The sequence below is a fragment of the Acinetobacter sp. ANC 3781 genome (assembly GCF_004331285.1).
Classification (GTDB): Bacteria; Pseudomonadota; Gammaproteobacteria; order Pseudomonadales; family Moraxellaceae; genus Acinetobacter.
This window is the reverse complement of the sequence record NZ_SJOH01000016.1, coordinates 42420-65757: the sequence shown is the minus strand read 5'-3', so window position 1 is coordinate 65757 and position 23338 is coordinate 42420. Positions and strand designations below refer to the sequence as shown.

Sequence of the window (23338 nt, the reverse complement as noted above, 5' to 3'; positions counted from 1 at the left end):
CATGCTGATGTGGAGCAATCCGAGCCTAGAGTTAAAAAGGTCTTGCTGGATAGCATTAAGATACTACATGTGATGTTTTGCGACACAAATAAAGGCTACTTCATAAAGCATAAACAAGCAGTGCATGGGAATCCCATTATAGAGAATGGCACTCTTATTTATGAAATAAGAGTAGGCAAGGTTGAGGTAGTATAAATGTCTTGGAAAACAAACCATCTAATTTTGCGATTGATGTGCTTAAAACAGTAGATGACCACCTTAAAAAGATTGTAGGTGAAACAACTTCAGCAAGTCGTGATTCGATCACCTGTTCAAGATGGTGAATTTAGAGCGTTGCACAAAGTTACGCTTGATAGTCCGCAGAATGCTTATGAGAAGGGCTTTGATCTATCAGGCAATGAAATGCCAACCTATAAAGCAGGTATTCGATACAACTTCTAAAAACAAACCTCCTCCAGGAGGTTCTTTAATGCTTGAATAAGCTTCCAATATTTACGTGTTGTTGCATTTGAATTTGATAACAATTCTTATTATGATGTATAACAATAGAACAATAAAAGCAGGAGGGAATCATTATGAATAAAGTAGAAATGCTTGCGACATCATCTTCAGCTCTTGCTCTTATGTTGGTTATTTACCAATTGGGGCAAATGTTCAATTAGTGTAAACATAACCATACAAAACCATTCTTCGGAGTGGTTTTTTTATGTGAAAAATAAAGGTAAGGTGAGCCGTCAAGAAAAGGAAGGACTATGAAGAAGAAAATTTTACTGTCACTTGCAGTAGGTATGGCGAGTTGCAGCAAAGTTGAAGCAGATAATCAAATATCTACTCTTGGAGCGCTAGAAGAAAGGCAACAAGAAGAGTCAAGAAATTTTCTTAGAAAATCATTACCAGGCCCAGATTCAGTAATATTCCGGAATCAACTAGGGGTATGTGGCGAGGTTAATTACATAAAAAAGCGCGATACCTACACTGGCTTTAAACGTTTCATTATGGTAGATCGCAATATTGTTCTTATAGAAGGCTTTACAGATTCGGAAAACTTTGAGTTTGCATGGAATAACACCTGCAAGCGAAGATGGAGTTAGTTTATTTAGCTCTAAAAAAGCCCTCAAATAGAGGGCTTTAATTTATTCATTCGGTGTTTTAGATTGATTGTCCTGTTGGTGTTGGTAATCCAGGGCAGCTTGTTGGGCTTCTGCTGCTGCAGTAGCTTCTGGTGGAATTGATTCATCTGCTATAGCTATTGTACCCACAAAACTAGTTAAGGTGAGTAATAGAATTTTTGAATACTTTTTCATTTGAATTTCCTCTATGTTTCTAAAACTTAAATTCAGAGTAAAGAAGAAAATTATCTGATTGAGTATTAGCTATGTCTGCATATGTAAAATAATCAAGCTTTTGGTTAGAGCGCTACAAGTTTATGTAAGCGCGATTATCTAGTGATTTTTTTGGTTAATTTTCTTTTAAATTGGTTACTTTTAATGTGTCCAAATAAGAATAATTTATTTAGAAACACAAATACCCTAAGAAGCTTCCTTAGGGGCTAAAAAAAATCATTTTTTTCTATGTTAAATTCATAAACTCAAATCGCACAAATAAAAGAGTAGTAATTATGGGGCTAATCTTTTTAATAGTAATAATCATAGCTGTCACTGCTTTTGTTATGGTAGGCGCGCATACTAAATTTAAATTGGGTGGAGAAATTAAAAAAGTTTCAAAAAATAAATTTACCCATAGCGTTATTGGTGAAAGAGATCACCAAGAGCCATTAGTTGAAATAGTAGGCCCAAAGCTTGAAAATTCAGTAAGCAAAGTGGTTACTGCGCTTTTGGTTAAGGACTTCACCAATACTGAATATACACATGCAGTTATGGTACTTATTAATGATATTCAAGTGGGGTATTTGAGCGACGATGATGCTCTAAAATTTCTAAAATTATTAAATAATAAGAACTTATCTGAAGATGCAGCAATTGAAGTTACAGCATTAATATATGGTGATTGGGGAGGTGAGAATGAAATTGGAAATTTCAAAGTCAGTCTTAATTTACCTAAAAATATTGAAGAATCTGAAATTAAATAATTTAGTTAAGACTGCATATAAGGCACCCTAGGCTGCTTTTTTACTCCCTAAACCTATATTAACCAAAGAAAATCCCAGTGACCTAACACCGGGGTTTTTGATTTCACTGGACCGGAAAGTAAAGAGGAAAACATATTTCCTATGAAATATGTTTTCCAACTACCCATTGGTGTCGAATGGAATTATGAAAAATGCAAGCATGATGGTTCTTAACAATTTTGCTCACAATAACTATTTGTACCTATATCTAGAAAATGTAAGCCAACCCAAATGAGATCGGTTTTTTATGTCTGTCCACTTCTTAGATGTTCTTTTATTGCTTACAGGAAAGGAAATGACTCAAGAGTCTCGCTTATCGCCGCATGCATCTGAGTTGGTTCATCCATTATTCAAATCACTCATGAAAGAAAAAATCACACAACTTGAGGAAACTTTAAAATGAAATTAATTGAAGACTGGAAACAGGCTTGAAAACTCAAGTAGGCTCAATTAGCGCCTTTTTTTATGTCCTGATTTTATTCTTAGAACAGTTTTTAACTGTGTTGGAGAACGGCCTGTTGCCTCAGCCTATTCAAGAATATATTTCAAATTCCAACCGACACCACGAATTTGTTTAGTATCTGGACGTGTGGCTAAAAAGGCTTGAGTTTCTTGTTTATAACCTTCCAGACTCGGCGCTGCTAAGTTTACCCAATACATCGATTCTGCACGAAGATATGCATGGTTATGAGTAGCAATAAAGCCTGGCAATAAAGTTTTACCTTGTAAGTTGATCACGCGTGTATCTTAATCACGCCATGTTTTATGCCCGGTATCATTACTCATATAAACAATTTTTCCATCTTTTTCCGCACCTGCCTGAGCTTCAACATCCTTAGTATCTGCAGTATAAACTGTAGCACTTTCAGAGATTAAATCTGCCTGTTTAGTCTGTTGATTTTGCTCATTATTATTTCCGTCCTGGTTTATTGACAATAAAAACCCTCTTTATTGTTATTAGCATGACAAAATTTTTAAATATTGTTTTGTTGTATTGCCCTCTGTCTAAATTAGACAGTAAAGGTTAGAACGTCAAAAACCATCGAAGTATATTTTTATAAGCAGAGAATATATTGAAAATAGACAAGTTTAATTGAAATTTTTACAAGACTAATTACACAAGCATTAAAGCTTTTAGATATTTTTCTTAAAATTCTTGCAGAATACAGATGACGCAAAACTATGAAGTTTACAATATAAGATTATTCAATCAGATCGACTTTTTAAAAGCTCTCAAGTCGGGGCTTTAACCATTTTAATATAAAAATAGTCTTAATTCATTTAAAATTAATGAAGAATCGTCTGAATAAAAACTACTCAATGAGTAATTATCTCTTATCATAAATAACAACAGTTAATAGTCATAACTGCAACACATGAAATATTCTAAGCCTTTAACATAATCTTATAATTCTCTTGCAGACTAGCCGACTCAAGAGAAATTTTGAGTCGGTTTTTTATTTATAGTATCTGTGGATAAGTTAGCAAGGACACCAAAAATACATCTATAAAATATAAGATACTGATTAATATAAGGAGTATCTAAACAATGATTTTAGTGACTGGTGGTTTAGGCTTTATTGGTTCACATATTGCTTTAAGCCTCATGGCGCATGGGCAAGAAGTCATTATTGTTGATAATTTATCCAATGCAAGTTTACAAACCTTAGAACGTCTCGAATTTATTTCCGGTATGTATGTGCCATTTGTCAAAATTGATATTCGTAATACACCCGCTTTAAACAAAGTTTTTGAACAATATTCTGTAGAAGCGGTCATTCATGCCGCAGGCTTTAAATCAATTGAGGAATCGGCACTTAAACCACTGGAATACTATAACGATAATGTGAGCTGCATTATGAGTTTGCTGCGTGCTATGCAGCGCACAGGAGTTCGAACCTTAATCCATTTATCCAGTTTGGCCGTATATGGACAGTCAAGTTCAACCCTGTCAGAAGAAATGCCTTTTAACTATTCTTATCCGAATCCTTATATCAAGTCGCAACAAATGGCAGAAGAAATCATCCGAGATACTGCATTAACAGACAGTGAATGGAAAATTGCAATCTTGAGATTAAGTAATATTGCAGGTGCCTTTGAACATGCGGTGTTAGGAGAGTTCGTGGCACCTTTACCTAAAAATATTATTCCCTTGGCATTGCAAGCTGCCGCCAAACAACGAGATTATATTGAGTTACGTCAGCAAGCTCATACCTTAGATCGTACCGTCGAACGCAGTTTTTTACATGTGTTGGATTGCTGTGATGCCATTATAGCGACTTTGCAATGGCTTAGAATTCAACCTTATACCTGTGATGCTTTTAATATTGCAGGGCAGAATATGTCCATTCGTGCTTTACTGAGCGAAGTCGCCAAAGTCACCCAGAGCGAAATTAAAACTATAGATGCACCATTTTATACTTATGCTGAATTAGACCAGATTGGGGCAACCACAGGCAAAGCGCATGAAATTTTGAAATGGCAGCCTAAACGCACCATTACCCAAATGATAGAAGATTCCTGGCGATTTTATCAGCAAACACTAAAAGGACATTAAAAAAATTATATGTAAACAATAATCATTTATAATTATAAGACATTTGATTAAGATCATTAAATATGTCAAAACAGATGAATTGGCTAAAGTTATATAACTAGATTGAAATGAGGTTGAGGATGCAAACACGTATTGAACACGACACAATGGGCGATGTTGAAGTTCCGAGTGAAGCAATGTGGGGTGCGCAAACACAGCGGAGTTTGCAAAACTTTAAAATTGGGCAAGAACGCTTACCACGACCAATGATTCGGGCCATGGGGCTGGTAAAAAAAGCGGCAGCCATCACCAATGCCGAGTTAGATCAAATTCCGCATGAATTGTCACATTATATTGTCAATGCAGCGGAAGAAGTGATTACTGGGAAATGGGATGCACAGTTTCCATTGGTGGTCTGGCAAACCGGTTCAGGTACGCAAAGCAATATGAACTGTAATGAAGTGATCGCCAATATTGCCAATCAAAAACTGGGCAATCCTTTAGGTTCGCAAAAGCCAGTACACCCGAATGATCATGTGAACCGTGCGCAATCCACTAATGATTCTTTTCCAACCGCCATTCATGTTGCAGCCAGCCTGCAAATGAACGAATTGCTCATTCCAGCAGTACAACGTTTACGCGATACATTAGACGAAAAATCGAAGGAATTTTCAGATATTGTTAAAATTGGACGCACACATTTACAGGATGCAACACCATTAACTTTAGGGCAAGAATTTAGTGGCTATGTATCACAGCTTGACCACGGATTGAAACGTTTACATCAGGCACTTGAAGGGTTGTATGAGCTACCTTTAGGAGGAACGGCTGTCGGGACTGGCTTAAATGCACATCCGGAGTATGCAGTAAAAGCAGCGGCAGAATTGGCGACATTAACCGATTTGCCATTTGTCACTGCGCCGAATAAGTTTGAAGCTTTAGCAGGGCGTGATGCTGCGGTATTTGCGTCGGGTGCTTTAAAAACATTAGCAGTCAGTCTAAATAAAATTGCCAATGATATTCGCTGGTTAGCCAGTGGGCCACGTTGTGGTTTTGGAGAGATTCGTATTCCTGAAAATGAACCTGGTTCAAGCATTATGCCAGGCAAGGTCAATCCAACCCAGAGTGAAGCCATGACCATGGTAGTGGCACAGGTTATGGGTAATGATACGACCATTAATGTTGCAGGGGCTTCGGGTAACTTTGAGTTAAATGTATTCATGCCAGTGATTGCATTTAACCTGTTGCAATCGATTCAATTACTGGGTGATGCATGTAATAGTTTCAATGATCATTGTGCTGTGGGAATTGAGCCAAACCGTGAAAAAATTGATTATTTCCTGCATAATTCACTCATGTTAGTCACTGCTTTAAACCCGGTAATTGGATATGAAAATGCAGCAAAAGTGGCAAAAACAGCTTATAAAGAAGGCAAGACCTTAAAACAGGTTGCAGTTGAATTGAACTTGGTGACAGCAGAACAGTTTGATGCCGTGGTGATCCCTGAAAATATGGTTTCAGCTAACGTGAAATAAGCATCTAGTGGCTTGAACACTGATCTATTGATCATCAGTGGTTTTTATCTGTGGCATATATGCGTACAATATAGCGAGAGATTAACTGCTGATGATTGATTATGCTTGATGTTTATTTAACAGATGTTCAGAAAAAGGTGCAATTTAAGGATTATCCTGGTGAGCATCCTGTTAAATTTATTTTGAATTTTAAAAAGATTTTTCCGAGTGTGATGGAGCTGCTGCTTCCGGTGCTTCCTAACGATGAGAATCTGGATGAAATGACGTGGGAATCGACCACAAAAGATTTTGAGTTATTTAAATTACTGTTAAGTGGCTGGGGCGTGATTGAATTACGTCTAAATGCGATTTCTCAATTTAAAAATAAGAATTATGCAGATCAATTGGTTAAAGCCGCGCAACAAAAGCGTAGAGAGTTTGCCAAAGCTCATAAGACCCTGAAAACAGTTGAATTGGATTATTTGTTTATGCACGAAATTCATGCATTAATTGATGCTGAACTGGTTGAAATTGGTGAAAAATTCTATTTACCAACTTTACGTGATATCTGGAAGCAAAAAGTATCACAAAGTATATTAAATGCTAAATTCTAAAATAGAAGTTAATAGTATAAAAATCCTCCAAATATTGGGGGTTTTTTATAGCCTCGTCGTTTATAAAAGCTTTGACTGAATTGTAGGCAAGATTCTATATAAAAAATTAAAGATTTAATTATCAATAAAATGTACTAGATATTGGAATTATTATTGCATATGGTAAGGCAGTAACAAATTTGCATTTTCATTGTTATGAAATTTAATATTTCACATTTTCTTAACAGCGTAAGCAGATTGGTTCAAATCTTCCCGAGGAAATATCAAAGGATTTCAGTAAATGTCGAATCAGTTTTTAGATTTAATTAATAAACGCCGTACCATTTATGCAGTGGGTAAAAATGTAGAACAAAGTCCAGAATACTTAACTGAATTGATTCAACATGCAATTAAGCAAAGTCCATCATCTTTTAACTCGCAATCTTCACGTGCCGTAATTTTATTTAATGATGAGCATGAAAAGTTTTGGGGCTTTGTGAAAGAAAAACTCAAGTCTTATGCGAAAGATGAAGACGCTGCTGCAAAAACCGTAGCTAAAATGGATAGCTTTGCTGCCGGTGTAGGTACCGTTCTATTTTTTGAAGATATGGACGTGATTCAAGGCTTGCAAGAGCAGTTCCCATCTTATGCCGATAACTTCCCGGTTTGGGCAGAGCATTCTACAGCCATTGCACAATTCGCGACTTGGACTGCCTTACATACTGATGGTTTAGGTGCATCACTACAGCATTACAACCCGATTGTCGATGAGCAAGTACATGCTGAATGGAATATTCCTGCAAGTTGGAAACTCCGGGCACAGCTCGTGTTTGGTTCAGTCGAAGGTGAAGCCAAAGACAAAGCTTATATGGATGATGCAGTGCGCTTTAAAGTGTTTAAATAATTGTTGATTTTGCAAGAAAGAAAATAAAAAAGAGAGGTCAGATTGATCTCTCTTTTTTTAAATCCGCTTTTGTAAAAGGGGACTTTCTACCAGCGCTATTTTTAGATGCCTGTTTTTAAGCAGAGATGTATCGGCGTTTGCTTGCCTTGCGGCCATGCAATAGATAGTAAACTACAATACAGACTAAAACACACATTGCGCTGTAGAAATACAGTTGTGAATAATCAATATAATCCAGTGCGTGACCAATGAAATAAGGACCAAAACCTAAACCTGCATCGAGAAAAATAAAGAAGGTTGAGGTCGCAAAACCCATCCGCTCAATACTGGCACTTTTTACCGCAACAGTTTGGCAAACAGATTGAATATTGCCATAACCAAAACCCAGTAAGCCTGCACAAACCAGAAGCATCAACGAACTTTGTACCTGGCTTAATAAAACCATGGCAATTGCCATAATAATAAAAGCAGGATACATGATGATATTTTCACCCTTACGATCCAGCAATGGACCGGTAAAGGGACGCGATATCAAGATCGCAATGGCATACATCAAGAAGAAAAAAGAGGCTGTTTCAACCAGATCAATTTCTTTGGCGTAAAAGTTGATAAAGGACAACACACCTGAATAGCAAACAGATGCCAATAACATAACAAAAGAAATCGGCAGTGCTTTGTGTTCAATAAATTGGGAAATCCAGCTGGGTTTCTCAGCGGGCACAGAAATATCAAGCAGGTTATTTTGTTGCGCAAGATTAGGTACTTGAACCAGCAGAGCCACTATAAGACAACTCAATGCGATAATGCTTGAAACAATAAAAATGGAATCATAACCAATGTGCAGCATCATCCATATGGCGAGGAAAGGACCAATCGCTGTTCCCAAAGTACTGCTCATGCTGTAGTAACCAATGCCTTCACCGCGACGAGTTGGCGGCAATATTTGCGCAATAATGGTTCCTAAAACAGTAGAGGCCATGCCCATCATAAAACCATGCATAAATCGCACAAGTAAAAGCATACCTACATCGAACTTCATAAAATAGAAGCCAGAAAAGATCAGGAAGCCGGTTAAACCCACAATTAGTGTGGTTTTACCTCCAAAGCGTTCTAGAAATTTGCCTACAAACAAACGGCCAATTAGCGTACCGACAATAAATAAACCCGAGACTAGGCCTGCTTGCGCCGTGGTTGCACCGAGTTCAGCTACCGCATAACCGACGATCACCACTACAAGCAGATAAAAGGTCAGTACCAGTTGAAAGTTAATAGCGCTAACAAGAATAAAATTTCTCGACCATAAGGGGGCATTTTCATTCATGGTTGTGTACCTGATTTAAGATCTTGCAGATGATCCATAAGCGTATGAAGGGTAGTCAGGGTAATTTTTTGCATATCTTGATCTAGTGGAAAGAGCAATTGCTGTTCAAAAACATCCATTTTTTCAGAGCAAATTTGAAAAAGTTGTATACCTTTTTGACTCAGGATCAGTTTCTTTTGCCGTTTGTCTTCAGTATCGACTTGTTCAAGTACTTCTAGTTGCATCAGTGCATGGATACGTTTTGCAATGGATGGCTTGGAGACATTCAGATACTCTGCAATGTCGATCGAGGTGCAGCCTTGTTTTAACTGAATTACATACAGCACTTGCCATAAGGAATAATTCAAATGATGGGGCAATAAAATGGTATTGATTTCATCACTCAGGAGACGCGCGCAGCGTAATAATGAAGCTCGGAATTTAAGTTGAGGTGACATTATAGTTAGCCAGGGTAACTAAATTAATTTAACTTTACGCCTCTTTATAAGATGATTCAAGTATTAATCAGGTTGAAAATAAATTTTCTAGACAAAAAAAGACCAATGACTTAAATATATTCAGACCACCTTGAAAATACTTTTTTATAAACTAGAAGGTAGATAGAAGTTGAATTGAAGGGTATGGAATTTAAATTCTGCTCTTAAATGCTTCTAATAAATCGCCAGGTAAACATGGTTTGAGATTAAATTTTGCTTCTACGTAATGGGTTGCTGCTTGCTTTTGCAATAATACTTTTACAGCTTGCTGTATATTTACAGCCATTGCTGCCGGGAAAATATCATATTACTCCGGTCTGTCTATCCATGACCCATCATTTAATTGCACCTTCATTTGATCAGGTCGATACTTCTAATCCAGTTCGTGAAACAAAATATCATTTAGAATTTTTAGGTCATTATTTTTCTTATCAGCATGACCCTATACATCATGCACATAATCATCAATGTCAATATTGCAAAGTTTATTCCGACCTGGTTCTGCATCCTGATTTTGCTATTAAAACAGTGATAGAGCGGATACAGGTACGTTTTTTGGTATTTGTACAGCGCTTTAAATACGTTTATTTTGAGCTACAACGGCTGTTTTTAATACCGCAGGGTCGAGCTCCACCTTGATCTGTATAAAAAATTGGATGCCATGTTTTAGACATGAAACTAATGAACCATTTTTATAGAGATTGCCATGAATATTTATTTCTTTCCTTCATATATGAGGAAAAAGACAGCCTGGGCCCAAATTTTAAGTCCTTTAAATAATGCTGAAATAATAAATCAACATACTTTGCTGAAGTTTCGAGAGTATTCTGAAACAGGTCAAAACAAAAAAATAACGCGATTGTGTATCTGCGTGTTCACTCACCATATCGACGAATTAAAAAAGGTGATGTTATGAATCTAGGATTAACCGCACTTGAACTGGCACGAATTCAATTTGCTTTCACCGTATCATTTCATATTATTTTTCCTGCAATTTCGATTGGTCTTGCAAGCTTCCTTGCTGTTTTAGAATGGCGCTGGCTCAGAACTCAAAACCCGGTATATCAAGACCTGTTTAAGTTTTGGGTTAAAATATTTGCGATTGCCTTTGGTATGGGGGTGGTTTCAGGCGTGGTCATGAGTTACCAGTTCGGAACCAACTGGAGCGAATTCTCGCGAATCTCGGGTAGTGTTACAGGACCACTTTTAGCCTATGAGGTGCTGAGTGCCTTCTTTCTGGAGGCCGGATTTTTGGGCATTATGCTGTTTGGCTGGGGGCGCGTTGGTCCTCGGGCACATTTCTTTGCAACTGTCATGGTGGCAGTCGGAACCTGTATTTCCATGTTCTGGATTCTATCTTCAAACAGCTGGATGCAGACCCCACAAGGTTTCAGCATTGAAAATGGCATTATCGTTCCACAAGACTGGTTGGCGATAGTTTTTAATCCCTCTTTTCCATACCGCCTGGCGCATATGGCAATGGCTGCATTCTTGGTCTCAGCCTTGCTGGTGGCCAGCACAGCAGCATGGCATTTAATCAAAGGTCGCCGTGATGCTTTGGTAAAAACGTCTTTTTCCATGGCCTTATGGATGCTGTTGGTTCTTACACCTTTGCAGGTTCTGATTGGAGATATGCATGGGATCAATACCTTAAAGTATCAACCGGCGAAAATCGCGGCGATAGAAGGGCACTGGGAAACCAATCATAATGAAGGCATGCCTTTGTATTTATTTGGTATTCCAGATATGCAGGCAGAAGAAACGAAATATGCAATAGGTATTCCAAATGTGGGAAGCCTGATTTTAACCCATTCTATGCAGGGCAAAGTTCAAGGCTTGAAAGAATTTGCACCTGAAGACCGACCAAACTCAACCATTGTGTTTTGGAGCTTCCGGATCATGGTCGGTCTGGGCGTGTTGATGCTGTTATTAGCACTAATAGGTTTGTGGCTCAGAAAAACTGGCAGGTTCTATGAAAGTCCATGGTTTCACCGTTTTGCACTGATTATGGGGCCATCTGGTTTTATCGCAATGTTGGCGGGCTGGTTTACCACAGAAGTAGGACGTCAGCCTTGGGTTGTCTATGGGGTGATGCGGACTAAAGATGCCTTATCCCCAGTGTCGGCAGAACAAGTCGGATTAACCCTGATTATTTTTGTAGTGGTGTATTGCGTGGTCTTTGGTATTGGCATTTATTACATGTTGCGAATCATGCATAAAGGTCCGGAATTTGTTCATTCAGTACCACATAGCGAAGAAAAGGTTATTCAAGCTTCGCATCGTCCATTGGGCAGTACCGATGAAGAGCTGGATGGTCAGCCTCTCGACAACCACCAGGAGAATGACAAATGATTGATTTATCTTTTATCTGGATTGTAATTATTGCTGTTGGTGTACTGATTTATGTGGTACTGGATGGTTTTGATTTAGGTATCGGCATCTTGTTTCCCTTCTTTAAAGGTCAACAAGAACGTGATGTGATGATGAATACTGTTGCTCCAGTATGGGATGGCAATGAAACCTGGATGGTGTTGGGAGGAGCCGGATTATTTGCTGCATTTCCTCTGGTTTATTCAACGGTACTTTCTGCACTGTACTTGCCCATTATTCTGATGGTGGTGGCGCTTATTTTCCGTGGAGTAGCTTTCGAATTCCGTTTTAAATCCAGACGTAACCGACATTTTTGGGATATGGCCTTTATTGGAGGATCTATTTTAACCGGATTTTTACAGGGCATTATTCTAGGGGCGTACATTCAAGGAATTAAAACCACAAATGGCGTATATACCGGTGGCGGTTTAGACTGGTTAACCCCATTTTCAGTCTTTACAGGTATAGGCGTGGTGGTGCTTTATGCCACCCTGGGCTGTGGCTGGCTCATCTTTAAAACAGATGCCGACTTGCAAAGTCGAATGTACCAAATCATGCCGAAGATGATTGTTGCCTTATTCATTATTTTTGGCTGCGTTAGTATTTATACGCCTTTAGCTCATCCGGAAATTGCCGAACGCTGGTTTAGTCAACCACAACTCACCTATTTTAGTCCTGTCCCGATTCTGGTTTTAGTGTTTACCTTTATGGCTTTACGTGCCTGTAAACAGCGCAAAGAACTTAGCCCGTTTATGTACACTCTAGCTTTGGTAATTTTGGCTTATACCGGCTTTCTCATCAGTTTATGGCCTTATATCATCCCGCCATCCGTTACCATCTGGGAGGCCGCCGCCCCACAGAGTAGCCAGTTATTTACCTTAATTGGTGCGCTACTGCTGATTCCCATTATTCTGATGTATACAGGATTATCCTATTGGGTATTCCGCGATAAAGTCCGGATTGGTGATAAAGGCTATCATTAAGGAGTGAATATGAAACTCTCACAAACCCAGTGGTTTATTGTGTTGTGGCTAGGTGGATTTTTCGCTTTAGTTCTAGTGGCGGGTGCATTCAGGCTCTTGATTCAATTGGCCTATATCTAATCAACAACTCAAGTTACTTTAAAAGCGGTCTGCTAAAAACAGACCACTTGCTTGTCATAACGCAGACCACTTCATTGTAGTTCAAGTCTTATATTATGTTTATTCATTTTATAGTGCGTATTGTCCGAGGCGATCATGCTGCAAAGTCTAAGCTTCCAATTTATTTTAGATTTTTTTGATTTGAATCAAATTGATTCGGAAAAAATCCTGCAAAGACTGGGAATTCATACTCTTGACGAATTTGATGCCATTCTTCAGCAAAGTCTAGCCGCCCGATCTATGCAGCAATCATCCCATAATTACATCCTTCAAAGCTCCACTTTAGAAAATAGCCTAAGTTATTTATTTACACCTTTTATCCATGCTATCCTGAATCAGAATACGATTTATATTGCCCCCAGACAGAATATTGTTAAACAGGTCTATACCCATTATTTTCGTCTTGATGCGTTAGAACTGAAAAATCAGCAATCCATTGCTGAAATGAATTTATGTCTGGATTTGGTGCCGAGTGAATTTAATGCGGTTGAGTTTAAAATGTATGCTTTAGCCAAAGCCTTACTTGATCCTGCTTGTCAGCATATAACCATAATCGGGCAGAGTGGAATGGATTCTGCTGCCAAACAACAGTTAGAAAGTCTATTTCAAGTCCAGCTTGATGAGATATTACTGGAGCAAAAACAGTTTAATTTGACAGAAATTGATTTTAAAACACTATTCTGGAAAAGAAAGACTCCCGAATTAGCACGAGTTTGTCAAAACATCACAAATGAAAATGCACCTTTAGTCAGTCGTCAGTTTCATATGAAATTAAATGATGCAGCGCATTTGATTGATGATTTGATGTACAGCGAACATCTTTTTGAAAAATTATCTGTTTTTGGTGAATTTACCGAAACCATCTTTAAAAACAATCTTGAATCAAAATTGAGATATGCTAATGAATGAGCTAAATAACCCTTATCATATTTGGTGCTGTGAATCATTCTGCTGTTAGGCTGCATATTCCTTAGTTTTTTCTTCTTGGCAAAAAGCAATGAACCACAGTATATGCTTTCACATCAGAAGAGGCTGCCTGAAGCAACAAAGGTACACGCTCAAAAAGATAATTCACTCTTAATATTAAGTTTTTTGAAGACACTCCCTTGTTTCGATAAGGCGTTTTTAATTGTTGTCTAAATAAGCAGGATACGTGCAGGTTATGAAATGAAAAAAAATGAATTTATCCAGTTATTAAATCAAAATCTTGCACAGAATAATGAGAATAAATTAAGAACTAAAATATATTTAGCCATTAAAGAAACCTTGCCACAATTACATTTGCAGTCTGATTTTAAATGCCCATCCACACGATTTTTATCCGAATACTTAGGGGTATCACGTGATACCATTGAAAAAGTGTATGCCCAATTAGAACAAGAAAGAATATTTGAACGAATCAAAGGGAAAGGCACTTTTATTAAAGCACAATTAAAAGTAGAACAGCTACCATCTGAAACGGTTGAATATCGACTTCCGGAAAATACCGAACAATTAGAGAATTTATTTTTTGATCAAAACCTGAATTTTTTTGCTGACGGTATGCCTGAAATACGTAATTTCCCATTTAAAAAATGGTACGAAACAGAAAAAAATGCGCTAAACCAGTATGGTTTAAATATCTTCTTAAAAGATAATACTGCAGGTGATGATTTATTATGTCAGCAAATTGCCCAACATATTAATTTGAATCGTAATGCTCAAATATCTGCAGAACAAGTGCTTATTGTGAATAGTACCCAGCAAGCCTTATATCTGTGTGGACGGGTACTATTCAATTCGAATGATAAAATTATTATGGAGAATCCATATTATTCCAATGCCTATCAACTTTTTAAGCATATGAATCTGGATTTAAAATGTATTGGCTTAGATCCTGAAGGATTGAAAATACAGGATTGTGCCAATATTTACGATGTAAAAGCAATTTATGTAACACCTGCTAGTCAGTATCCGAGTGGTATTCAAATGAGTACAGCACGAAAAAAGCAAATTCTTGAATACGCAGAAAAAAATAATAGTTATATTCTTGAAGATGATTATGATGCACTGTTATTAAATAAAATAGGAAATACTGCCATTTTAGGTTTTGATCCTTATCAACGGACGATTTATCTTGGCTCTTTCAGTAAATATATTTTACCAAGTTTACGACTCTCTTATATGATTTTGCCCAAAGCTCTAATTGAGCCTTTTAAGCGTTATCGTAATTATATTGATGGCAGTGCGCCGTCCCAATATTTTCAGGTTTTGCTTGGAAATTTTATGCAACGCGGCCATTACGCTGAATATTTAAGACAGATGCAACAGCTCTATTTAAAGCGTTATCAAACGTTTATGAGTTGTTTTGAGTTCTATTTATCTGAATTCTGTTTTGTGAAACAGCATCATCCGAGTATGCAGGTTGCATGTTATTTTAAAGCAGAGATTCCAAATGCATTGGAGCAAGCTTTGGTCAATGGTGCAGAACTACATAATATTGCCATTACCCGTCTAAGCCAGTTTTATGAATATGATAATGAATATGGTTTTGTACTGGGGTTTAGTTCACTTAACGACACTGAAATTAAATTATGCATGAAAAAATTACGCCAACTCATACAAAATGAATTAGCGCGTTTGATATAAAAATTTATTTTAATTTTGATATGTATTTAAAATTTATATACATCTATCTTAATATTCAAATTTATAAAAATATTATTTGCCCTGTTTACGATAAACACTCGGGCGTACAGGGCGGGAACTTTTCCATAAACCTTTTTTCTGTTTTTTGGCCTTATTTTGCAAGTCCAGCATATAGCGCAAATGGTTTTTATCCTTGATATATTCTTCATATACCCATGCAGCACCGCGTTTAACAATCTCTTCATTAATATTCTTGCGATAGCGATATACCACACCGACACAGCGTCCATAACGGTCGATATCGGTAATTTTTACCCGAACCATTTTATTTTTTACCATGCTTTGGACCAAGCGCTGGGATTCCTTGCCATAGCTTTGGCTAGATTCAGGTGCATCCACATAAGCAAAGCGTAATTTGGTTTCAGAGCGTCTTATATTAAAACGGTAGCAGGTAAGAGTATCGCCATCACTTACTGCACTCACACGGCACCAGTATTTTTTACCTTTCTTAAACGGCTGAAATAAATTCTTTAAATAAATGGTGATTTTATGCAGCACATAATAGGAAAAACATAAGGCTAATAGCCCCAGCACAATTTGCGAGGTAGGGGAGAGATGCAACAAAGTTATAATCCAAATCCTTAAAAATTAGCTATATATAGACACAGCTAGGAGATGGATCATTGTAGGTGAAAGCCAGAGTTTGTACGGCTTAAAAGCTAAACAGTTAGTGTTTCATTTTGTACTATTAAAAATAGCCTAAGCATTTCCTCTAAATGCTGAAAGACTATAGATGCGTGGATAAATAGCCTAAGTTAAATAAATCATTCTTGCTAAAATAGCCTAAGCAAAAATTTTAGAAATTTCACTTCGTAAAAATTTATGCCGTGAATTTAATTCACGATCCTTATGCCAATACATCCCCATAACAAGATTAGGTAATTCAACTGGAATATCAAAAACATTCAAACCCTCTGCCAATTGTAAATGAACCAATATATGTTTAGGAATGGTAAGAATGGCTTGAGATTGTTGACTTAAAATCTGTAAGGCAGTTGAATAATGTTGACAACGTAAAAAAATATGACGGGAAAGTTGTTTTCGATTCAAATAAATATCTTCAACCAAAACCCCAGTACGTCGTGATGAAACGCCAATATGTGGTGAGGCCAGATAAATATCTTCGGTCATGCTTTGCTGTTGAGTACATACCACAAATTGGTCTTGCACCAGTTTTTCAAACTGAGTTTTTTCTCCAAAGTTTTTTTCTAAATCAATCACAAAATCTATTTGCTGAGTAGCAAGATCAGTAACCACATTTTTACGGTCTAGCTTAATACTGGAAAACTGAATGGCTAAATCAAGTTGATGAAAATGCTTCACCAGTTTAGGGAAGATAATCGGTTCAATTTCATCATGCACTGCAATTTTTAAAGTTTGCACCATGCTTGAATCAAAATTTTGTTTTTGTAGTGAAATACCTTGAATTGCAATCAAAGCATTTTTAATCACAGGATAAATTTGTTCCGCAAAGGGAGTAGGTAACATTTTACTGCCTGCACGGACAAATAAATCATCCTGTAAATTTTGTCTTAAGCGTTGTAAAGCATGACTGGCCGCAGATTGGCTGATACATAAAATTTGTGCAGCTTTGGAAATACTTTTTTGCTCATAAATCGCAATAAAAAGTGGATATAAATTAATATCGATACGGTGGAAAATTGCCATATCAACAGTACTACCAATCGTACTTTTATTATGAATATTGTTCATAGTGTTCTATTGAATTAAATCATTTTGTTCATAATATTTTTCAAGCTAAGGTGTTGTAAAGAGCAGTGATGAAAATATTTAGAGGGAAGTTGCCATGTTTGAATTATCAGCACGTGCACAAGATTTTATAGAACGCACCAAAATTTTTATTAAAAATGAAATTGAACCTGTTGAAACAGCGTTTTGGAATGATGTTCATACGCTAAATCAGGGGGGTAACTGGACAACATGGCAATGGCCCGTGCAAATCGAAGTCCTAAAAAGTAAAGCCAAAGCAGCGGGGCTTTGGAACATGTTTCTGCCTGATCCTGTATTAGGACAGGGTTTATCTGTACAGGAGTATGCCCATATTGCTGAACTGACAGGACGCAGTTTAATTGCACCCACGGTATTTAACTGTAATGCACCTGACAGTGGCAACATGGAAGTGTTATGGCGTTATGGTAGTGAACTGCAAAAACAGCAATGGTTAATGCCATTACTTGAAGGAAAAATCCGTTCTGTATTTTGTATGACGGAACCAGAAGTAGCTTCAAGTGATGCAACTAATATGCAAGCTACCGCAGTGATAGAAGGTGATGAAATTATTTTAAATGGTCGTAAATGGTGGTCGTCAGGTTTAGGCGATCCCAATGCAAAAATCATCATTTTTATGGCACACACGCCAGATGAAAGCAAAGACCGACATCATCAACACTCTATGGTTTTAGTGCCTATTAATAATCCGGGTGTGAAAATTGAACGCATGTTACCGGTGTTTGGTGATTATGATGCACCACATGGTCACGGCGAGATCAGCTTCAATAATGTCCGTGTACCAGTTGCCAACTTTATTGGTGGTGCTGGGCAAGGTTTTGAAATTGCACAAGGTCGTTTAGGCCCTGGCCGAATTCATCATTGCATGCGTTGTATTGGGGCTGCGGAAAAATCATTAGAATTAATGATTGATCGTGGCATGACTCGAACTGCTTTTGGTAAAGAAATTTTAAAACTGGGCGGTAATCTGGAACGCGTTGCTGAAGCGCGGGTCGCCATTGATCAAGCCCGACTTTTAACCTTGTATGCTGCTTATAAAATGGATACTTTAGGCAATATGGCTGCTTTGAGTGAAATTTCTGCGATTAAAGTGGTTGCGCCCAGTGTGCTGGAAAAAGTGGTGGACATGGCGATCCAGATGCATGGCGGTGCAGGTGTTTCCCGTGATACACCACTGACAAGTTTCTTTGCCCAAGCACGTAGTCTACGTTTGGCTGATGGTCCTGATGAAGTGCATAAAGGCATGATTGCCAAACTTGAACTGGCCAAACATGGTTATGGTTCACATCGTAAATAAGATTTAAAAATCTAGCGTGTAGATGAGACTTCTTACAACTTCATGCAAATTTTCCTATCAATGGAAAATGAAAAAGGTGTAAATAAGGAGAGTAAGAAGTCTTTTGAAATTGATGATTTAGGGAAATAATCATGTCAGTTATTGATATTGGTGGAAAGGTCCGTGAAGGTGAAGAACTGGATGCGGTCGCTGTAGAAAATTGGCTTAAGCAACAAGGTATTGATCTACACGGTCAGGTCGCTGTCACCCAATATTCAGGGGGTGCATCGAACTGGACGTACCGTTTGAAATATGACAATGCCGATTTAATCTTGCGTCGTCCGCCCAAAGGCACCAAAGCCAAATCTGCCCATGACATGGCACGTGAATATCATGTTCAACATCATCTTTCACCTTTTTATTCTGTACTGCCAGAAATGGTTGCGCTGTGTCAGGATGAATCGGTGATTGGTTGTGACTTTTATGTGATGAAACGTATTAAAGGCATTATCCCACGGGCAAAATTACCGCCTGAATTGCAGTTTGGCGAAGCCGAAGTCAATAAGCTGTGTGTCAATGTCATTGATAAGTTGATCGAATTGCATCAAGTACCCTATCAGGGGACTGAACTTGAAAAACTCGGCAAGGGCGACGGTTATTGTCGTCGTCAGGTCGAAGGCTGGGATGCACGTTTTGAGAAAGCGCATACCCTCAACGTCCCTTCATTCAAATTTGTGCGTAAATGGTTATTAGAAAATATTCCTGACGATACCAATACCTGTATTATTCATAATGACTGGCGTTTTGATAATGTGATTCTAGATCCGAACAATCCCACTGAAGTAATTGGCGTGCTGGATTGGGAAATGGCGACTTTGGGCGATCCGTTGATGGATTTGGGTTCGGCTTTGGCTTATTGGGTCGAAGATACTGATAATATGATTTTTAAATCGACACGTCGTCAGCCCACTCATTTAAAAGGTATGTTTAGCCGTAAACAAGTGGTCGATTACTATTTAAAAAAAATGGATCTTCAAACTGAAAACTGGGCTTTTTATGAAGTGTTCGGCATTTTCCGTTTAGCCGTGATTGCCCAGCAAATTTATTATCGTTATTATCATCAACAAACCAATAATCCCGCATTTAAGGATTTTTGGATCGTGATTCATGCCTTGCATATTCGTGCATTAAAACTGATTGGTAAACAAAAGTTCGAAGCCAATGATATTGCGCAAAAATATAAAGCAAAACTTCAGGAAATTTTAGGAAAAGTAAAATGACCACGATTTATCTGATTCGTCATGGACAGGCGTCCTTTGGTGCGGAAAGCTATGACAAACTTTCACCGAATGGCGAATTACAGGCAAAATTATTGGGTCAGTATTTTAATCAGATTCTGAAAGAAGAACCGTATGTCATTGCCGGTTCGATGCAGCGCCATCAACAAACCGCCAATCTTGCTTTGGCTGAATGTTTTCCTGATACCCACATCATCACTAACAATGCTTGGAATGAGTTTAATCATCAACAGGTTTTTGCCCAGTATGAACCGCGTTTTAATGAACCACATTTGTTAAAACAGGATGTCGAAAATGAAGCCAATCCACGTGCGTATTTAGCCAAAATTTTCGAAGGTGCCATTGAACGCTGGACTGGGGGAGATTATCACCATGAATATGACGAATCTTGGCCAAATTTTAAAAGCCGTGTAGAAACAGCACTGCAAAATTTAAGTGATGAACTGGCAAAAACCAAGCCTCGTTATGCGGTGGTGTTTACATCCGGTGGTGTGATTTCAGTGGCTGCAGGAAAATTACTCGAACTTAATGCAAATCGTACTTTTGCATTGAATTGGGCAATTGCCAACACTAGTATGACGACATTACGTTTGGTTGGAAACGAGCCGCAATTACTGAGTTTAAATGAACATCATTTTATTAAAGCAGCAGATTCTCAATTACTGACATGGATTTAAGATTAAAAAAAATAGGAAAAGGAATAGATCATGGCAAAAACAATATTAATTACCGGATCAAGTTCGGGAATTGGTGCAGGTATGGCACGTGAATTTGCACAAAAGGGTTATAACCTTGCGATTTGCGCACGTCGTTTGGAACGTCTTGAAACTTTAAAACAAGAACTTGAAAGTAAATATGGTATCAAAGTGATTGCAAAAACTTTGGACGTTACTAATTACGATCAAGTCTTTGAAGTATTTAAAGCTTTCAAAGCAGACTTTGGCACAATTGACCGCGTGATCGTAAACGCGGGCGTAGGGGAAGGTCGTCGTATTGGTAAGGGAAATTTTGAGGTTAACCGTGCCACAGTAGAAACCAACTTTATTTCTGCTTTAGCGCAATGTGAGGCGGCTGTTGAAATTTTCCGTGCGCAAAATTCAGGTCATCTGGTAATGATTTCCTCCATGAGTGCGATGCGTGGTATGCCTAAACATTTAACGGCGTACGGTGCAAGCAAGGCAGGGGTTGCACATTTGGCTGAAGGTATACGCGCTGAACTCATGAATACACCCATTAAAGTCAGCACCATATTCCCGGGTTATATTCGTACCGAACTGAATGAAGGCGCGAAGAAATTACCTTTTGAGGTAGATGAGAAAACCGGTTCCCATTTACTTGCTCAAGCCATTGAAAAAGTACCGGTCAAAGCTTATGTCCCACAATGGCCATGGTTGCCACTGGGTTTGGCCATGAAAGTATTGCCTTTAAAGTGGATAAATAAGTTGGGTTGAGGATCTAATGAATAAAAGGCGCTGAATGCGCCTTTTATTTTTTAATAAACTTTAAGAGCTTATGTTGATAAAAATAATATATTTATAAGACAGTGATTTATATTTAGCAGATACTGAAACCCTATAAAAGAGCAGTTATAAGATCGCAATAAGTGACAAAATTATCTATTATTTTTAGAAATCAGAATTCCTAACATCATAATAAAGGTACTCACTCCACCTACAACAAAACTCATGAGTCCCATTTCAGCAGTCAATACCTGGTTCAAAAGGTTATTATTGTTCCATGATATATAGATACCTTGTTTCCACAAAAAGCTAATCGTGCATAAAACCAGAAAGCTGATCAGGGTAGAAATTATGAGCGTAACTATAAGGTTTTTCCAAATTTTGCAGCCAACGATTAATGTGATAACGGTAAGACCAACTATTGCAATGATTGCAATTAAAAAGACACTATTCCAATAGTCCATATTGATTACTCTTGACCAAGTCAATAATAAAAGTATAAGAGTTTCGTATTTAAATTATTAGAATCACTTTAATATGAATCCCGTGTGAAACGTAGACAATTTATTCCAAAAATGGAGTCCTTTAGCTTTTTTATGAATTAATTTTTATTAATTTACTGAAAAGCTAATTTTTTATTCTAAATAGATAGCGCTGAATTTTACAAAGAATTAAAAGAATATATTTACTGAATAGAAGTCTCTTCTCAGATATCAAAAGACCCTAAATTCCAATCATTAAAATGATCATACTCTATACATTTAGCATTTTGTAATCCCCAATACGCTCCACCTAAAGTGGAACCAAGTAATACCGTTTTGAGCGTCACGCTGATTCACAACTTCAGCCTCTATCTAGAGGATAAGTTTTTGATTAAAGAATTTTTAAAATTCAGGATGAGGAAAATGAAAATAGACAAAAGATATGACCCTTTTCCATATTTAACTTAGATAGATAAAGATTTAGAGGTATTTTGCAATTGAGCATATTACTGACCATCAAAGAGAATTGCTGTGATGTAATATAGTGATACCGCAAAATAGAATAATATTTCATATTTTAAGACCATGATATTGTTTTAATTTTTGCGTCCTACATCCATTGAGTCAATGATTTTAACAAGCTAAAATTGTATATTGCTCAGAATATTTCCGTGACTTGTATCCGTTATGTTTTTAAAAATTTCGACTATTGTCCTTATTCCATCACTGATTATTCAAGGCAATGCAGTCAAAAAAAATACCTTGCGCTTACCAGAACCGGATGGCAATCGTCATGGGATTATCGGGACAGGAAAGCCCTTGTCTATTTTAATTTTAGGTGATTCTGCTGCGGCAGGTGTCGGGGTGGAAACTCAGAAGGATGCTTTACTAGGTGCCGTGTTGAATCAATTAAAAAATCAATACGAAATCAGTTATAGGCTTGAAGCAAAAACAGGGCATACCACTGGAGAAATAATCAAAACTGTCAAAAATATGTCGCTTCGACATTTTGATGTTGTCATTACTTCTGTAGGAGTAAATGACATTACCAAACTGACGCCACCTAAAAACTGAATTAAAAAACAGCAAAAACTTTATGCAGAAATTAATCAGAAATTCATGCCCGAGTTGATTATTGCCTCTAGCGTACCGCCAATGAATAGATTCCCAGCTTTACCCAATCCCTTGGCATGGTTATTGGGGGAATATGCCAAAGGCATGAACAAAACTCTTGAAAGATTTGTGCAGCAGCAGGTCAATATGCAATTGATCGAGTATGATTTGGAACGATTTAAAATGCTTAATTTAGAAATGGCAGAGGATGGTTTTCATCCTGGTAAGGAAATCTATACATTTTGGGGACAACAAATCGCAGATAAAATCCGTCAAATGTTTTAAATT

The 23338-nt window shown here is 37.6% G+C and carries 25 protein-coding genes and 1 pseudogene; 18 read left to right on the top strand and 8 right to left on the bottom strand.

The window, feature by feature from the left end; genetic code table 11:
* Nucleotides 1-273 precede the first annotated feature (273 nt).
* Nucleotides 274-441, top strand: coding sequence for a hypothetical protein (locus tag E0H89_RS16740; RefSeq protein ID WP_250697868.1), 168 nt, complete (start codon nucleotides 274-276; stop codon nucleotides 439-441).
* A gap of 311 nt (nucleotides 442-752) precedes the next feature.
* The gene (locus E0H89_RS12300; protein ID WP_131217518.1) at nucleotides 753-1091 is read left to right on the top strand and encodes a hypothetical protein; all 339 of its coding nucleotides are present in this window, start codon (nucleotides 753-755) and stop codon (nucleotides 1089-1091) included.
* 42 nt (nucleotides 1092-1133) lie between these two features.
* Here the strand turns inward: E0H89_RS12300 and E0H89_RS16485 are convergent, their stop codons facing one another.
* Nucleotides 1134-1304 carry a hypothetical protein gene (locus E0H89_RS16485; protein WP_165494054.1) on the bottom strand — a complete coding sequence of 57 codons (171 nt, stop codon included), beginning with the start codon at nucleotides 1302-1304 and terminating at the stop codon, nucleotides 1134-1136.
* A gap of 314 nt (nucleotides 1305-1618) precedes the next feature.
* Here E0H89_RS16485 and E0H89_RS12295 point away from each other — a divergent pair, with 314 nt between their 5' ends.
* Entirely contained in the window at nucleotides 1619-2089 is a 471-nt protein-coding gene (locus E0H89_RS12295) for a hypothetical protein (RefSeq protein ID WP_131217516.1), read from the top strand.
* A 567-nt stretch (nucleotides 2090-2656) separates the two neighbouring features.
* Here the strand turns inward: E0H89_RS12295 and E0H89_RS16735 are convergent.
* Complete coding sequence (locus E0H89_RS16735) at nucleotides 2657-2866, bottom strand: amidohydrolase family protein (RefSeq protein WP_250697867.1); 210 nt, start codon at nucleotides 2864-2866, stop codon at nucleotides 2657-2659.
* Nucleotides 2867-2875: 9 nt separating this feature from the next.
* Nucleotides 2876-3064, bottom strand: a complete 189-nt coding sequence (locus E0H89_RS16730; RefSeq protein ID WP_250697866.1) for a hypothetical protein — start codon at nucleotides 3062-3064, stop codon at nucleotides 2876-2878.
* 613 nt (nucleotides 3065-3677) lie between these two features.
* On the opposite strand from E0H89_RS16730, the gene E0H89_RS12285 reads away from it, so the two are divergent.
* The 4 genes from E0H89_RS12285 (at nucleotide 3678) to E0H89_RS12270 (ending at nucleotide 7675) form a co-directional block, all read left to right on the top strand.
* On the top strand, nucleotides 3678-4685 hold the full coding sequence (locus E0H89_RS12285) for an SDR family NAD(P)-dependent oxidoreductase (RefSeq protein ID WP_131217514.1): 1008 nt from the start codon (nucleotides 3678-3680) through the stop codon (nucleotides 4683-4685).
* A 119-nt stretch (nucleotides 4686-4804) separates the two neighbouring features.
* Entirely contained in the window at nucleotides 4805-6199 is a 1395-nt protein-coding gene (fumC, locus tag E0H89_RS12280; RefSeq protein ID WP_131217512.1) for a class II fumarate hydratase, read from the top strand.
* Nucleotides 6200-6300: 101 nt separating this feature from the next.
* Complete coding sequence (locus E0H89_RS12275) at nucleotides 6301-6792, top strand: hypothetical protein (protein WP_131217509.1); 492 nt, start codon at nucleotides 6301-6303, stop codon at nucleotides 6790-6792.
* 280 nt (nucleotides 6793-7072) lie between these two features.
* Nucleotides 7073-7675, top strand: a complete 603-nt coding sequence (locus E0H89_RS12270) for a nitroreductase family protein (RefSeq protein WP_131217507.1) — start codon at nucleotides 7073-7075, stop codon at nucleotides 7673-7675.
* 115 nt (nucleotides 7676-7790) lie between these two features.
* On the opposite strand, the gene E0H89_RS12265 is transcribed toward E0H89_RS12270, so the two are convergent.
* Together E0H89_RS12265 and E0H89_RS12260 are read right to left on the bottom strand one after the other, a co-directional pair.
* On the bottom strand, nucleotides 7791-8996 hold the full coding sequence (locus tag E0H89_RS12265; protein WP_131217506.1) for an MFS transporter: 1206 nt from the start codon (nucleotides 8994-8996) through the stop codon (nucleotides 7791-7793).
* A complete protein-coding gene (locus tag E0H89_RS12260; protein WP_502698409.1) occupies nucleotides 8993-9436 on the bottom strand; it encodes a MarR family winged helix-turn-helix transcriptional regulator in 444 nt (147 codons plus the stop codon). The genes E0H89_RS12265 and E0H89_RS12260 overlap by 4 nt, the downstream gene beginning before the upstream one ends.
* A gap of 249 nt (nucleotides 9437-9685) precedes the next feature.
* Between E0H89_RS12260 and E0H89_RS12255 the strand changes: the two genes are divergently transcribed.
* The 6 genes from E0H89_RS12255 (at nucleotide 9686) to E0H89_RS12235 (ending at nucleotide 15612) form a co-directional block, all read left to right on the top strand.
* Complete coding sequence (locus tag E0H89_RS12255; RefSeq protein ID WP_131217502.1) at nucleotides 9686-10111, top strand: DUF2946 domain-containing protein; 426 nt, start codon at nucleotides 9686-9688, stop codon at nucleotides 10109-10111.
* Between the two features lie 273 nt (nucleotides 10112-10384).
* A complete protein-coding gene (locus tag E0H89_RS12250) occupies nucleotides 10385-11824 on the top strand; it encodes a cytochrome ubiquinol oxidase subunit I (RefSeq protein WP_131217500.1) in 1440 nt (479 codons plus the stop codon).
* Nucleotides 11821-12825: a cytochrome d ubiquinol oxidase subunit II gene (gene cydB, locus E0H89_RS12245; RefSeq protein ID WP_131217498.1), complete on the top strand. Its 1005-nt coding sequence runs from the start codon at nucleotides 11821-11823 to the stop codon at nucleotides 12823-12825. The genes E0H89_RS12250 and cydB overlap by 4 nt, the downstream gene beginning before the upstream one ends.
* Nucleotides 12826-12834: 9 nt before the next feature.
* Nucleotides 12835-12945 carry a DUF2474 domain-containing protein gene (locus E0H89_RS12240; RefSeq protein WP_131217495.1) on the top strand — a complete coding sequence of 37 codons (111 nt, stop codon included), beginning with the start codon at nucleotides 12835-12837 and terminating at the stop codon, nucleotides 12943-12945.
* 135 nt (nucleotides 12946-13080) lie between these two features.
* Nucleotides 13081-13893, top strand: a complete 813-nt coding sequence (locus E0H89_RS16480; protein WP_165494052.1) for a hypothetical protein — start codon at nucleotides 13081-13083, stop codon at nucleotides 13891-13893.
* A gap of 258 nt (nucleotides 13894-14151) precedes the next feature.
* Nucleotides 14152-15612, top strand: a complete 1461-nt coding sequence (locus E0H89_RS12235) for an aminotransferase-like domain-containing protein (protein WP_131217493.1) — start codon at nucleotides 14152-14154, stop codon at nucleotides 15610-15612.
* Between the two features lie 72 nt (nucleotides 15613-15684).
* Here E0H89_RS12235 and E0H89_RS12230 read toward each other — a convergent pair whose 3' ends face one another.
* Together E0H89_RS12230 and E0H89_RS12225 are read right to left on the bottom strand one after the other, a co-directional pair.
* The gene (locus E0H89_RS12230; protein ID WP_131217491.1) at nucleotides 15685-16236 is read right to left on the bottom strand and encodes a thermonuclease family protein; all 552 of its coding nucleotides are present in this window, start codon (nucleotides 16234-16236) and stop codon (nucleotides 15685-15687) included.
* 219 nt (nucleotides 16237-16455) lie between these two features.
* A complete protein-coding gene (locus tag E0H89_RS12225) occupies nucleotides 16456-17385 on the bottom strand; it encodes a LysR family transcriptional regulator (RefSeq protein ID WP_131217489.1) in 930 nt (309 codons plus the stop codon).
* A 94-nt stretch (nucleotides 17386-17479) separates the two neighbouring features.
* On the opposite strand from E0H89_RS12225, the gene E0H89_RS12220 reads away from it, so the two are divergent.
* The 4 genes from E0H89_RS12220 (at nucleotide 17480) to E0H89_RS12205 (ending at nucleotide 21446) form a co-directional block, all read left to right on the top strand.
* The gene (locus E0H89_RS12220) at nucleotides 17480-18718 is read left to right on the top strand and encodes an acyl-CoA dehydrogenase family protein (protein ID WP_131217487.1); all 1239 of its coding nucleotides are present in this window, start codon (nucleotides 17480-17482) and stop codon (nucleotides 18716-18718) included.
* Nucleotides 18719-18849: 131 nt separating this feature from the next.
* Nucleotides 18850-19977: a phosphotransferase family protein gene (locus E0H89_RS12215; protein WP_131217485.1), complete on the top strand. Its 1128-nt coding sequence runs from the start codon at nucleotides 18850-18852 to the stop codon at nucleotides 19975-19977.
* A complete protein-coding gene (locus E0H89_RS12210; RefSeq protein WP_131217483.1) occupies nucleotides 19974-20672 on the top strand; it encodes a histidine phosphatase family protein in 699 nt (232 codons plus the stop codon). Before E0H89_RS12215 ends, E0H89_RS12210 begins: the two co-directional genes overlap by 4 nt.
* Nucleotides 20673-20702: 30 nt before the next feature.
* The gene (locus E0H89_RS12205; protein ID WP_131217482.1) at nucleotides 20703-21446 is read left to right on the top strand and encodes an SDR family oxidoreductase; all 744 of its coding nucleotides are present in this window, start codon (nucleotides 20703-20705) and stop codon (nucleotides 21444-21446) included.
* 161 nt (nucleotides 21447-21607) lie between these two features.
* Here E0H89_RS12205 and E0H89_RS12200 read toward each other — a convergent pair whose 3' ends face one another.
* On the bottom strand, nucleotides 21608-21919 hold the full coding sequence (locus E0H89_RS12200) for a hypothetical protein (protein WP_131217480.1): 312 nt from the start codon (nucleotides 21917-21919) through the stop codon (nucleotides 21608-21610).
* A gap of 705 nt (nucleotides 21920-22624) precedes the next feature.
* Between E0H89_RS12200 and E0H89_RS12195 the strand changes: the two are divergent.
* A pseudogene (locus E0H89_RS12195) lies at nucleotides 22625-23335 on the top strand (SGNH/GDSL hydrolase family protein).
* The last annotated feature ends 3 nt before the right edge of the window (nucleotides 23336-23338 follow it).

Coding starts and splice junctions, on each gene's coding strand:
- E0H89_RS12300 (WP_131217518.1), top strand. CDS start 753: ATGAAGAAGAAAATTTTACTGTCACTTGCAGTAGGTATGGCGAGTTGC.
- E0H89_RS16485 (WP_165494054.1), bottom strand. CDS start 1,304: ATGAAAAAGTATTCAAAAATTCTATTACTCACCTTAACTAGTTTTGTG.
- E0H89_RS12295 (WP_131217516.1), top strand. CDS start 1,619: ATGGGGCTAATCTTTTTAATAGTAATAATCATAGCTGTCACTGCTTTT.
- E0H89_RS12285 (WP_131217514.1), top strand. CDS start 3,678: ATGATTTTAGTGACTGGTGGTTTAGGCTTTATTGGTTCACATATTGCT.
- fumC (WP_131217512.1), top strand. CDS start 4,805: ATGCAAACACGTATTGAACACGACACAATGGGCGATGTTGAAGTTCCG.
- E0H89_RS12275 (WP_131217509.1), top strand. CDS start 6,301: ATGCTTGATGTTTATTTAACAGATGTTCAGAAAAAGGTGCAATTTAAG.
- E0H89_RS12270 (WP_131217507.1), top strand. CDS start 7,073: ATGTCGAATCAGTTTTTAGATTTAATTAATAAACGCCGTACCATTTAT.
- E0H89_RS12265 (WP_131217506.1), bottom strand. CDS start 8,996: ATGAATGAAAATGCCCCCTTATGGTCGAGAAATTTTATTCTTGTTAGC.
- E0H89_RS12250 (WP_131217500.1), top strand. CDS start 10,385: ATGAATCTAGGATTAACCGCACTTGAACTGGCACGAATTCAATTTGCT.
- cydB (WP_131217498.1), top strand. CDS start 11,821: ATGATTGATTTATCTTTTATCTGGATTGTAATTATTGCTGTTGGTGTA.
- E0H89_RS12240 (WP_131217495.1), top strand. CDS start 12,835: ATGAAACTCTCACAAACCCAGTGGTTTATTGTGTTGTGGCTAGGTGGA.
- E0H89_RS16480 (WP_165494052.1), top strand. CDS start 13,081: ATGCTGCAAAGTCTAAGCTTCCAATTTATTTTAGATTTTTTTGATTTG.
- E0H89_RS12235 (WP_131217493.1), top strand. CDS start 14,152: ATGAAAAAAAATGAATTTATCCAGTTATTAAATCAAAATCTTGCACAG.
- E0H89_RS12225 (WP_131217489.1), bottom strand. CDS start 17,385: ATGAACAATATTCATAATAAAAGTACGATTGGTAGTACTGTTGATATG.
- E0H89_RS12220 (WP_131217487.1), top strand. CDS start 17,480: ATGTTTGAATTATCAGCACGTGCACAAGATTTTATAGAACGCACCAAA.
- E0H89_RS12215 (WP_131217485.1), top strand. CDS start 18,850: ATGTCAGTTATTGATATTGGTGGAAAGGTCCGTGAAGGTGAAGAACTG.
- E0H89_RS12210 (WP_131217483.1), top strand. CDS start 19,974: ATGACCACGATTTATCTGATTCGTCATGGACAGGCGTCCTTTGGTGCG.
- E0H89_RS12205 (WP_131217482.1), top strand. CDS start 20,703: ATGGCAAAAACAATATTAATTACCGGATCAAGTTCGGGAATTGGTGCA.
- E0H89_RS12200 (WP_131217480.1), bottom strand. CDS start 21,919: ATGGACTATTGGAATAGTGTCTTTTTAATTGCAATCATTGCAATAGTT.